11 protein-coding genes are annotated in these 11,445 nt (G+C 39.7%); 3 read left to right on the top strand and 8 right to left on the bottom strand.

Annotated elements, in window-relative coordinates:
• Positions 1-233 precede the first annotated feature (233 nt).
• Positions 234-902 carry a DUF4294 domain-containing protein gene (locus Q0X72_RS10910; RefSeq protein WP_297765174.1) on the bottom strand — a complete coding sequence of 223 codons (669 nt, stop codon included), beginning with the start codon at positions 900-902 and terminating at the stop codon, positions 234-236.
• Positions 903-1,029: 127 nt separating this feature from the next.
• Between Q0X72_RS10910 and Q0X72_RS10905 the strand changes: the two genes are divergently transcribed.
• The gene (locus tag Q0X72_RS10905; RefSeq protein ID WP_297765171.1) at positions 1,030-2,118 is read left to right on the top strand and encodes a M42 family metallopeptidase; all 1,089 of its coding nucleotides are present in this window, start codon (positions 1,030-1,032) and stop codon (positions 2,116-2,118) included.
• Positions 2,119-2,188: 70 nt separating this feature from the next.
• Positions 2,189-2,737: an NUDIX domain-containing protein gene (locus Q0X72_RS10900; protein ID WP_297765168.1), complete on the top strand. Its 549-nt coding sequence runs from the start codon at positions 2,189-2,191 to the stop codon at positions 2,735-2,737.
• Here Q0X72_RS10900 and hisS read toward each other — a convergent pair.
• The 6 genes from hisS to rpsF form a co-directional block, all read right to left on the bottom strand.
• Positions 2,732-4,108, bottom strand: a complete 1,377-nt coding sequence (gene hisS / locus Q0X72_RS10895; RefSeq protein WP_297765165.1) for a histidine--tRNA ligase — start codon at positions 4,106-4,108, stop codon at positions 2,732-2,734. The genes Q0X72_RS10900 and hisS overlap by 6 nt on opposite strands.
• Before the next feature lie 28 nt (positions 4,109-4,136).
• The gene (locus Q0X72_RS10890; protein ID WP_297765162.1) at positions 4,137-4,607 is read right to left on the bottom strand and encodes a DUF6495 family protein; all 471 of its coding nucleotides are present in this window, start codon (positions 4,605-4,607) and stop codon (positions 4,137-4,139) included.
• A 46-nt stretch (positions 4,608-4,653) separates the two neighbouring features.
• Positions 4,654-7,830 carry a carboxypeptidase regulatory-like domain-containing protein gene (locus tag Q0X72_RS10885; RefSeq protein ID WP_297765159.1) on the bottom strand — a complete coding sequence of 1,059 codons (3,177 nt, stop codon included), beginning with the start codon at positions 7,828-7,830 and terminating at the stop codon, positions 4,654-4,656.
• 91 nt (positions 7,831-7,921) lie between these two features.
• Positions 7,922-8,374 (bottom strand): 50S ribosomal protein L9, encoded by a 453-nt coding sequence (gene rplI, locus Q0X72_RS10880; RefSeq protein ID WP_297765156.1) that lies wholly within the window; start codon positions 8,372-8,374, stop codon positions 7,922-7,924.
• A 13-nt stretch (positions 8,375-8,387) separates the two neighbouring features.
• On the bottom strand, positions 8,388-8,684 hold the full coding sequence (rpsR, locus tag Q0X72_RS10875) for a 30S ribosomal protein S18 (RefSeq protein ID WP_297765153.1): 297 nt from the start codon (positions 8,682-8,684) through the stop codon (positions 8,388-8,390).
• A 5-nt stretch (positions 8,685-8,689) separates the two neighbouring features.
• Positions 8,690-9,028 carry a 30S ribosomal protein S6 gene (gene rpsF, locus Q0X72_RS10870; protein ID WP_297765151.1) on the bottom strand — a complete coding sequence of 113 codons (339 nt, stop codon included), beginning with the start codon at positions 9,026-9,028 and terminating at the stop codon, positions 8,690-8,692.
• Positions 9,029-9,261: 233 nt separating this feature from the next.
• On the opposite strand from rpsF, the gene Q0X72_RS10865 reads away from it, so the two are divergent.
• Positions 9,262-9,954, top strand: coding sequence for a LytTR family DNA-binding domain-containing protein (locus Q0X72_RS10865; protein ID WP_297765148.1), 693 nt, complete (start codon positions 9,262-9,264; stop codon positions 9,952-9,954).
• Here the strand turns inward: Q0X72_RS10865 and priA are convergent.
• Positions 9,955-11,445 (bottom strand): primosomal protein N' (priA, locus tag Q0X72_RS10860; protein ID WP_297765145.1); only part of this gene is annotated, 1,491 nt, incomplete at its 5' end.

Here is an 11,445-nt window from a genome sequence, read left to right as displayed (position 1 = left end):
GCAAATTCGCTGTCTACCAATATATCAATGAACTTTGTCAATCTCTTTCTCACCCAACGATCTCACGCTAAGCGGGTGCAAATATAAAACCAATTTTTTAATTAAAAATAAATTTTCAAATATTTTTAAAAAAATAATTTAGCTCCAGAATTAAGACCCTCAATATTAGGTTTTTGCAGTAATTCCTAACAAAAAAGGCTTTTAAATATAAAGGATGTAGATGGAATCCGCAACTATTTTTTCTGTTTTTGTTGTTGGCTCCATTTATTGGTCAACGAAGCATAGTCATAATCTAAAACAGACTTCTGCCTTTGTAATTTATTTTCCGCAAACGCCCGCTGTAGAATGTCCTCAATTAAATAGTCCTCATGCACTGTTTCCGGACTAAATTCTTCCTTGATACTTATCTTGAACATCTTGGCCGTGGTATTATACCAGAAAGCACGCCACCCATTGCGTAGTTCCTTAACAAGATCAAAAGATGTCTTACCCGTTTGCCTAAAGATCAACTTAACCAGTATCTGACCTTCTGTCCTGGTTAGTTTCTTAAGTTCTTCCGAAAATTCTTCTTCAATAAATTTCTGTATATGCCGGGTGTACTTCTTTTTCTTTCTTTTAGATTTAATACTCTCAAGGCTATCATTCAAGGCTACCAAACGTTCGGAAGCCAACTTGGCATATGGATAAACCTTAAGTGTTTTTCTTTTTAGAATATAGTAGCGCAGCTTTTCTTCATAGGAAGAGAACTCTAACTTCCCAAAAATAAATACCTCATCTAAAGCTATAGAGGCTTGAAAAAGAGAGTCTCCTTCAATAATGATCAACTTTTCCTGAATGGAATCAAGGGGCCTATCCTCTACCTGAGCATTTATAGCTAAAGAAAAAAAACAAATGAATCCCATAAAAAGCCATTTCCACATATAAAATCTACTTCCTGTTATATTGTTGTCAAAATTAATGATAAACCATATGCCGAGTTATTAAATAAACGTGAATATTGCTAAGTTTGTATTCAAATAAAAAACATAGATGAGCCAAACTAAAATTCTTACTAAAAAATCGGTAGAATTCTTTGAAAAATACCTGAACAATGCTGCACCTACCGGTTATGAGTGGGAAGGACAGAAACTCTGGATGAACTATCTCAAACCTTATGTAGATACTTTTATCACGGACACCTATGGAACGGCCGTCGGTGTTATCAACCCAAAAGCCACCTATAAGGTTGTCATTGAAGGGCATTCTGATGAAATCTCCTGGTATGTTAATTACGTCACAGATGATGGACTCATTTATGTAATAAGAAATGGTGGAAGTGACCATCAGATAGCTCCGTCTAAATGGGTCAATATTCATACCAAAAAAGGGATCGTCAAAGGGATCTTTGGATGGCCAGCCATACACACAAGAGATAAAACCAAAGAAAAGCCACCTCAATTAGACAACATCTTTATTGACGTAGGCGCAAAGAAAAAGGAAGAGGTTTTAAAAATGGGCGTTCATGTGGGTTGTGTAATTACTTATCCTGACCAATTTCATATTCTGAACAAGGACAAATTTGTTTGCCGGGCAATTGATAACAGGGCAGGTGGATTTATGATCGCTGAAGTGGCCAGGTTGTTGCATGAAAATAAGAAAAAGCTTCCTTTCGGATTGTACATTACCAACTCGGTACAGGAAGAGATCGGATTAAGAGGTGCTGAAATGATCACTCAGACCATACGTCCAAATGCGGCCATAATAACCGATGTTTGCCATGATACTACCACCCCTATGATCGACAAAAAGACGCAGGGGCATACCGAATTAGGGTCAGGACCAGTAATATCCTATGCTCCTGCCGTACAGAACAAATTGCGAGAGCGAATCATTGAAACGGCTGAAACCTGTAAAATACCATTTCAGCGCATGGCCTCTTCCCGATCTACAGGCACAGACACAGATGCTTTTGCCTATAGTAATGGTGGAGTTGCTTCGGCTCTTATATCTTTACCCTTAAGGTATATGCACACCACCGTGGAAACTGTGCATAAACATGATATGGAAAATGTGATCAGGCTTATATATGAAACACTATTGACCATTAAAGCCGGTGAGACCTTTAGCTACTTTGATTGATAGGCAGGTCGTTTTGTCTAAGGTCTTTGGTTTAGAATTTAAGATACCGTAAAACATAAGAATATTTCCAATGGAAGAGTGGGTTGATCTTCTGGATACTAAGGGGAATTATACCGGGCATAAGATTTTAAAGTCTGAAGCCCACCAAAAAGGATTGTTCCACCCCACTGTTCACATATGGTTTTATACGAGCAACGGCGAAGTCTTACTTCAACAGCGTGCTCAGATAAAAAAGACCTTTCCCTTATACTGGGATGTGTCTGTTGCAGGCCATGTAGGGGCCGGCGAAAGCATTGTATCCGGAGCCATTAGAGAAATAAAGGAAGAAATAGGTCTTGTAGTTAAAGAGAATACCCTTAATCCCATTGGGGTATTTAAGTCGATTCAGCAACATCATCACGGACTGCTAGATTGTGAATTCCATCATACTTTTATATGTTGTTTAAGACAACCTATAGAAACATTGCAAAAGCAGGAAGAAGAAGTGGAGGCACTTCAATTAAAACCAATAACTACCTGGGAAAAGGATCTGTTTAGCGAGACTCCATCCATGGACTATGTGCCGCATCAAAAGACGTATTACGAAGAAGTGATCTTGGCTCTAAAGAAACAATTATAGTACTTCTATAAATTGTTCCAATTCTTTCCATGAGTATGACCTTTGTGAACCTTCTGCCATGTTTTTTACCACTACACTCTTTTGTTCAAGTTCATCCTTCCCTAAAAGTACAACGTATGGGATATTCCGATTGTTGGCATATTTGAATTGCTTCTGCAGCTTCGCATACGCCGGATACAGGTCAGTTTTTATCCCTTGAGCTCGCAGGGTCCTGATCAATGGCAGGGTCGCTATAGCTTCCTTTTCACCAAAATTTACAAAGAGTACCTGTACAGATTGGTCAATGGTCTCAGGGAAAAGCTCCAATTCTTCGAGCACCAGATAAATACGGTCCAAACCAAAAGAGATCCCTACCCCACTCAGATCCTTCATACCGAAAATACCAGTAAGATCATCATAGCGACCTCCGCCGCCAATAGAGCCCATAGAGACTTCTGCAGGTGCTGCCACTTCCATGATTGCCCCGGTGTAATAATTAAGTCCTCTGGCCAGCGAAACATCGATCATGACTTCAGCACTGGATAGGCCAAGCTTTTCAATGTTTTCTATAATAAATTTAAGTTCTTCTATCCCTTGTTGCCCTCTTGCAGAATTTTTTAAAAAGTTTGATAATACTTCAAAAGGGTTCTTTATTTGACCAGACATGGCAAATAGCGGCATGGCCATATCAACAGCCTCTTTGCTGATTCCATTTGCCAATAGTTCCTTGATCACCCCCTCTTTACCGATCTTATCTAGCTTATCTAAAGCCACAGTGAATGGTATCAGTTTCTCCTGAGCCCCAATGACCTCTGCAATTCCTGAGAGTATCTTCCGGTGATTCAATTTGATCACGACATTTTTTAGCCCCAGGTCAGTGAAGACTGCATCATATAACTGGATCAATTCTATTTCCTGAATAGGAGAATTGGCGCCTACAACGTCTGCATCGCACTGATAAAATTCACGAAACCTGCCTTTTTGAGGCCTGTCTGCCCTCCATACCGGCTGTATCTGATATCGTTTGAACGGGAAGTCGATCTCATTCTGATGCATCACCACATATCTTGCAAAAGGAACGGTTAGGTCGTACCTCAACGCCTTTTCTGTGATCTGCGGTGTTAGTCTAGCAAGATCTTTGGCCTTGTATACCGAATCATCTACTTTATTTAGGTAGTCTCCCGAATTTAGGATCTTAAAGATCAAACGGTCTCCTTCATCTCCATACTTTCCTAATAAGGTATCCGAATTCTCAAAAGAGGGAGTTTCGATTGGCTGAAAGCCGAAGATCTGAAACTGTCTTTTAATAATGTCAAAGATATAGTTGCGTTTTGCAACCTCAACGGGCGTAAAATCGCGGGTACCTTTGGGAATAGAAGGTTTTTGAGCCATGATCTAGTGTAGTTGGGCAAATATCGACTTATTCTATGATTTTATCAAACCATTGATAGAGTTCTCCACGGGTGATCACCGCTCCCTGCTGAATGAGTTTAAATTTATCCAGATTCTTATCCTCTTTGTAGGCTTTGGAAGCTACCAGGTACTCTACAAAATCTGATTGCCAGTTCTTTTTAAACCAGCCAAAACCCTCGGAGGTTCTGAGATCAATTTTAGGATTCATAACCTTTACAGAGATCAGTTTCATTTCCTTTTCGGAAAGAAAGAACAGATGCATTTGCTGCTCCGAAATATTTTCAAGGTATTGTACTTTTTGAAGCACCCCTTCCCACACCAGGTCACTGAATACATCTAGCTCCTCTTCTGCCACATGGGGCCTGTTGAGCTTAATCATCTCCCATTCTGTGGCAGTTATGCTTTGAGTTGCCAAAAAGTTGATAAACTCCTGATGAAGCTCTTCGAGCTGTTGTTTAGTTAATCGTGTATATTTCATAAAAAAGCCGCCTTTTTAGGGCGGCCCAAAAATAATATTTTATTCTTTAGTTAAAAATATAGCGCACTCCCAATTGAGCTCTCCATCTGGAGATCTGACTGGTGATGGCGGCAAAAGTCTCATTCCTGTTTGTATCAAAGGTATACGTTGGATTGTTTCCCGAGTCTACGGAAACACCCAGTACCTGGTCAAAGCTGGGGCCTTCTACAACACCCCAATTAGAATTCAGGAGATTCCCAAAGTTTAATACATCAATGCTTAACTGAAACTTGTTTTTATCTGATATGTTGATGTCTTGTAAAATTTTCACATCCCAAGTACTCCTCCATGGTGCTAGCGCTCCGTATCGTTCTGCGTATTGACCCCGGCGGCCACTTAAATAATCATCTTGTTGAATAAAGGCTTCAAAAGCCTCTGCCTGACCGACTCCACTGAAGGTCATCGATCCGATTTCAGAACTGGTTGGGATATATATCAGATCGTTTATACTGGAGCCGTCATTATTAATATCGCCTCCATAGATATAGTTATATCGTCCGCTTTTAGCATATTCAAAAAATGTAGAAATGGTGGTACCTGTATTAAATTGCTTAGAAAGTACCCCGATTATTCTATGGTTATCTCCATATCTTGAGAATGATAAAACATCATTATTGGCATTACCTACAATGGTATTACCGGCAAAAGCATCTCCTGTGATCTCAGCATCTATAGAGTTTACTTCCTTCGCATTTAAGAAGCTATAGGCAAGCATGGTATACCATCCATTATCCCAGTTCTTCTGCCCTTTTAGGGAGGCATTCCAAATACGCCCTTTGTCAGAATTGGTAAAAACATAGGCATTGGTTGGTCCTCCAAAGATCTGAGATTTATCTGTATTGGTATATACAGCTCTGTTATCTACCCCATTTAAAGTGGCGGAAGGAGTGTCTAGCCCCCAATTCTGCACATGCGCAGCATTTACATCTTTGGTATATGAAATATCCGCAGTAATAATTAGCCCGTCATCAAACTTCTTATCCAGGCCTATGTTGGTACGCCAAACTTGCGGCCACTGAAAATCTGGATCAATTACCTGGTAGAAGAAAAAGTCGACTCCCTGAACCTGGTTTCCTAACCATACAAATGGGAATCTCCCTGTAAACAGACCAGATCCGCCTCGTATTTGAAGTGAGTTGTCATTTTTAACATCCCAATTAAAACCAAACCTTGGAGATACTAAAAAGTTATTGTTTGGTAACGTTTCTGAGTTGAGAAATACAGGCTCACCTGTTTCAGGGTCGAAATATTGTATGGAAGGAATATAGGTTCCTGCAGCTCCGCCTTTACGTTCAATATTCTCCCTAACCTTATCTGCTGTATCGAAGTACAAAGGCTTGTCGAAACGCACTCCATAGGTTAATTTAAAATTCTCAGCCGCATCCCACTCATCCTGCACATAAAAAGACAACTGGCCAACATTGGTCTCTGCCAAGGACCAGCCTCCAGGATTACCAGTGCCGTTTGCATTAAATGCCCTGTCTGCGGCTATGGCATCATCAAAGGCAGATTGTAATGCGCCTGAACTGGCAAAATTAGGAAAGTCGGTTATGGTTGTAGTAGGGAAGAATACACCCTGTGCACCATAAGCTCCTAAATTAAAAGAATTGTCGAATTGAAATTTTTCAAAAGAGAAACCAATGGTGTAGGTATGGTCTCCTTTAAAAATATTCAGATTGTTTGTGACCTGGAACACTTTCTGATCCAGACGGTTATTAATTGAAAAAGGTTCGTGACCTGCAATAATATAGTTGGAACTCCCTGTATCATCCAGAATTACAATACTAGGCGCTGGAGTAGAGAACGGATTTCTAAAGTCATCAAAATGTGTATATCCTACCTGAAGTTTGTTAGTTGCCTCATCCGATAGTGTAGAATTCAGTTCTAATTGCAGCGATTTTATCTTATTATTGATCTCATAGCCCGCATTTTCAAATTGAAGCGTTTGTGTGTTAGGGCCCCGGAAAGTAATTGCATCTCTGTTGGCAGGTTTGCCTTTGGAAGCGTCTAAAAAATTATAAATAATGGCCAAGCGATTATTGTCATTGATGTTCCAATCTAGTTTGATGATACCTTTAGTAGATTGCTGATCGAAATTAAAACCTTGGAATCTTCCAGGGTTATAGAAAATATCATTGCCTTGTGCATCCTGTCCTATCACTACCTGGCGGAGTAAGTTATCAACTAATTGAAAATCGGACAGGGATACTCTACTTTCATTGATATCCCCGGTACCTGTATTAGGCACAAAACCATCTGTGCCTAATTCTGTAAGCTCATCTTTCTCAAAGTTCACGAAAAAGAAAAGTTTGTTTTTAATAATTGGGCCGCCAAGACTAAAACCGTACTGATATTGTTCCAGTCCTGTTTTAAAAACATCGTCCCCATTTATTTTACCCCCCGTGAGATCATCATTTCTAAAAAATCCATATGCTGTACCATAAACTTCATTAGTACCACTTTTGGTCACAGCATTGACAGAAGCTCCTGTAAACCCCGATAGTGTAACATCATATGGGGCGGTAGTAACCTGAATCTGATCAATGGCATCGAGAGAAATGGGCTGTGCATTGGTTTGTCCTCCAGGAGTGGCCGCATCCAGACCAAATGGATTATTAAAAATTGCACCATCCAGGGAAAAGTTGTTGTATTGATCGTTCCTTCCTCCAAAAGATAATCCGGAAGCCCCGGAAGAGGCTTGTGGGTCTAGCCTGATAAAATCACTGGCTGATCTTGAAATAGTGGGCAAGCGGTTGAGTTCTCTTCTGCCTACACTTGTTTCAGCGCCAGTACGATCACTTCCAAATGTACCGGTTTGGTCATAGACCACTACCACTTCTTCCAGTGCCTGACTTTCTGATATTAAACTGAAATCCAAATTTGTAGTTACACCCAGGGATAAGAAAACGCCTTCCTCTATTTGGGTTTTAAAGCCGACATAGGAAACCGTGATTTCATAGGGGCCCCCAACTCTAAGGTTTGCTAAAGTGTAACGACCATCCTGATTACTGATAGATCCGTACTTGGTACCTGTTGGGGTATGGACGGCTACAATATTCGCCCCAAATAATGGGTTAGATTCGCTTTCATAAATGGTACCTCTGATAGTTGATGTTGTAACCTGAGCCCATAGTGAGCCAGTTCCGGCCAATAAAAGGATGGCAAAAATGATTTGTTTTTTCATAGTGGTTAGTTGGTTTAAAGGCAACTACAATATAAATAAAAAAAGAGCTATGAAAAACATAGCTCTTGTTAATTTATAAACTAAGATAGCCTTATTTCTGCTCGGCTACTACTTCAAAGTTAAATTCAACCATCACGTCTCTGTGAAGGCGAATATCTGCTTCATATGGACCGGCTCTTTTAATTGCGCCTCCCTTGATAATAATGTATTTCTTATCAATCTCATGACCTTCTTTTGCAAGTGCATCGGACAGGTCTCCATTAGTTACTGAACCAAACAGTTTATCACCGGCTCCAACTTTAGCTGTGATCTTAACTTCCAGTTGTTTTAACGCTTCTGCAATTTTATTAGCTGCATCAACGATCTTTTTCTCTTTATGTGCCTTTTGTCTTAAGTTCTCAGCCAGTACTTTCTTCGCAGAAGGAGTTGCCATAGTGGCAAGTCCTTGTGGGATTAGGTAATTTCTGCCGAAGCCATTCTTTACCGATACCAAATCATCCTTAAAACCCAGGTTTTGTACGTCTTCTTTTAAAATAAGTTCCATGATCTGTTTCTTTTTATTTTAATAAATCTCCAACGTATGGCATTAAGGCAATATGCCTTGCTCTTTTGACCGCCTGAGCTACTTTTCTCTGATACTTCAGGGAAGTTCCTGTAAGCCTTCTGGGAAGTAACTTACCTTGTTCGTTTACCAATTTCATCAAGAAATCCGGGTCCTTGTAGTCGATGTACTTAATACCCGACTTTTTAAAACGACAGTATTTCTTTTGTTTGTTGGTCTCAATGTTCAATGGGGTTAGATAACGAATCTCTCCGTCTTTCTTTCCTTTTGCTTGTTGTTGTAATGTTGCCATATTCCTTACGCTTTAGCTTTTTGTCTTGTTCTTCTTTTCTCTGCCCACTCAATAGCGTGCTTATCCAATTTTACGGTCAAGAAACGCATAATGCGTTCGTCTCTTCGAAATTCCTGCTCATAAGGAGCAATTACTTCACCAGGAGCTGTAAATTCGAACAAATGATAAAAGCCACTTTTCTTGTGTTGTATGGGATATGCCAATTTTTTCAGGCCCCAATTCTCTTTTGCCACCATTTTGGCGTCATTCTTAATTAAGAAATCCTCGAATTTCTTAACTGTTTCCTCTATCTGAACATCTGATAGAACGGGATTTAAAATGAAAACAGTTTCGTAATTATTCATATGATTATACAATTTTTAGGAGCGCAAAAGTAATAATTCTTCTGTCTATTTACAAGAAATTATATATTTCTTCGTTATTGGTACTATAATGTTTCAAATTGAACTTAACCTATAAACCTAAATTATGCTCATCATGCTTTGTACTAAATTTTGAAATGTTTACAACTTTTGTTGTAGATCAACCCGTTTTTTTAGTACTTTGTCGATGATTTAACCCCACAAATCAACCCTTTATGAAATTAAGAAGTATTGTTGTTGACGATTCATCTATGCAGCGTATGGCAGTTGCAAAACTGGTGAATAATCATCCGAATTTAGCCCTGGTTGCGGAGTACAGCAACGCAATTGAAGCCAAGAACGGCATCAAGAACAATGAGATTGACCTGATCTTTCTAGATGTTGAAATGCCGATCATTAGTGGTTTTGATCTGTTGGAGTCATTAGAAAACAGTCCACAAGTCATCCTGATCACCGGAAAACCGGATTATGCCTTAAAAGCATTTGATTATGATGTAACTGATTATCTGCACAAACCGATTACCATGGCCCGTTTTGACGCCTCTGTAAAAAGAGCAGTAGCCAAATACGAGCAAATGAACCAGGTTCTGGAAGATGAAGAGCATATTTTTGTGAAAAGTAATCTCAAAAAACGCAAGGTCATCTTAAATGATATTAAATGGATAGAGGCCCTTGGCGATTATATTAAATTGGTGACTGATGAAGCCAATATCGTCATCCTTTCTACCATGAAGGCTTTCGAAAAACAATTACCTGAGGATAAATTCCTGAGAATTCACAAATCGTATATCGTGAATTTGGAGAAGATCGAAAAATTCAACAGTAAAAATGTTGAAGTAAGTGGCAGATCTATTCCTCTAAGTAGAAATAAGAAAACAGAACTGGCCGAGGCGTTAAGCAACGTTTAGTTAAAAGTAGTCTACATCGTAGATTACACGCACACTTCTGTACCAGGAAATAGCATTAAAGGAATTTTCAATTCTTTTGATGCTATTTTTTGTTTGTTTAAGCGACTGTTTCCTTGGAATCTTCACCAATACCTGTTTTATGTATTGATTTCTGATCCTGGCAACCGGCGGAAACTCCGGTCCCAGTATTTGAGTGCCAAAAACATTTCGCAGCGCCTTACCGAACCAGGTTGCAGCCTCATTCAGGGTATTGTAGTCCTTATGCTTAAAACTGATCTTTATGATCTTGTTAATCGGCGGGTAATGATATTCTTTCCTTTGAGCCATCTGCTCTTTATACATAGCGGTGTAGTTACCCACAACAACCTGCTGTAAAATGCTATGAAATGGATTGTAGGTTTGAACTAGTACAATGCCCCTCTTTTCAGTACGGCCTGCTCTGCCCGCCACCTGTGTCAACATTTGATAACTACGCTCATGCGCCCTGAAATCTGGAAAATTAAGTAGAGAATCCGCATTCATAATGCCCACCAGATTCACATGCCTGAAATCCAATCCTTTGGTAACCATCTGAGTGCCTACAAGGATATCGAATTCTTTTTGAGCAAAGGATAGGATGATCTTTTCATAGGCGTGTTTTCCTCTAGTGGTATCCAGATCCATGCGTCCAACTTTCGCATCAGGAAATAACGTTCCCAATTCTTGTTCTATTTGTTCGGTTCCAAACCCTTTGGTATCCAGGGTTGCACATCCACAGGCCATACATTGTTCTTCCAGTACTGTATGATATCCACAATAGTGACAACGCAATTGCTTCTTTGCCTGGTGGTATGTTAAACTAACATCGCAATTTGGGCACTGGGGCGCATGGCCACAGGTTGTACATTCAACGATAGGGGCATATCCCCTCCTATTTTGGAATAGGATCACCTGTTCTTTTAAGGCAAGTGTTTCCGAGATTTCTTCCATCAATCTTTCAGAAAAATGACCTTTCATCCTTTTTTTTCTAGACGCTTCTTTGATATCTACCAATTCAATTTCAGGCAATTGAACACCCCCATATCGCTGATCCATAAAGGCATACCCGTATTTCCCGTTTTGAACATTGTAAAAGCTTTCAAGACTTGGAGTGGCCGACCCTAGGATCACTTTAGCATTATGTAGGGTTGCCAGTACTATAGCAGTATCTCTGGCATGATATCTGGGTGCGGGGTCGTACTGTTTGAATGAATTCTCATGTTCCTCATCAATGATCACAAGTCCAAGCTTCGAAAAAGGAAGAAAAAGAGAAGATCTGGCACCTATGATGATCTGTGCTTTTGAAGCATTATTCAAGACATTGTTCCAGACTTCTACCCGTTCATTCTGGCTGTATTTAGAATGAAAAACCGCCACCTTTTCACCAAAATATGCCTGCAATCTATCGATGAGCTGGGTAGTTAATGCAATTTCGGGAAGAAGGTATAAGACTTGTTTCCCTTTCTCTAAATA

It is taken from the genome of uncultured Muriicola sp. (assembly GCF_947258935.1).
In the GTDB taxonomy this organism is placed as follows: Bacteria; Bacteroidota; Bacteroidia; order Flavobacteriales; family Flavobacteriaceae; genus Muriicola.
The sequence above is the reverse complement of the archived record's forward strand: the minus strand, read 5'-3'. Positions and strand labels throughout refer to the sequence as shown.

Excerpts from the sequence above, each read along its gene's own strand:
- Q0X72_RS10910 (WP_297765174.1), bottom strand. The coding sequence starts at position 902 with ATGGGATTCATTTGTTTTTTTTCTTTAGCTATAAATGCTCAGGTAGAG.
- Q0X72_RS10905 (WP_297765171.1), top strand. The coding sequence starts at position 1,030 with ATGAGCCAAACTAAAATTCTTACTAAAAAATCGGTAGAATTCTTTGAA.
- Q0X72_RS10900 (WP_297765168.1), top strand. The coding sequence starts at position 2,189 with ATGGAAGAGTGGGTTGATCTTCTGGATACTAAGGGGAATTATACCGGG.
- hisS (WP_297765165.1), bottom strand. The coding sequence starts at position 4,108 with ATGGCTCAAAAACCTTCTATTCCCAAAGGTACCCGCGATTTTACGCCC.
- Q0X72_RS10890 (WP_297765162.1), bottom strand. The coding sequence starts at position 4,607 with ATGAAATATACACGATTAACTAAACAACAGCTCGAAGAGCTTCATCAG.
- Q0X72_RS10885 (WP_297765159.1), bottom strand. The coding sequence starts at position 7,830 with ATGAAAAAACAAATCATTTTTGCCATCCTTTTATTGGCCGGAACTGGC.
- rplI (WP_297765156.1), bottom strand. The coding sequence starts at position 8,374 with ATGGAACTTATTTTAAAAGAAGACGTACAAAACCTGGGTTTTAAGGAT.
- rpsR (WP_297765153.1), bottom strand. The coding sequence starts at position 8,684 with ATGGCAACATTACAACAACAAGCAAAAGGAAAGAAAGACGGAGAGATT.
- rpsF (WP_297765151.1), bottom strand. The coding sequence starts at position 9,028 with ATGAATAATTACGAAACTGTTTTCATTTTAAATCCCGTTCTATCAGAT.
- Q0X72_RS10865 (WP_297765148.1), top strand. The coding sequence starts at position 9,262 with ATGAAATTAAGAAGTATTGTTGTTGACGATTCATCTATGCAGCGTATG.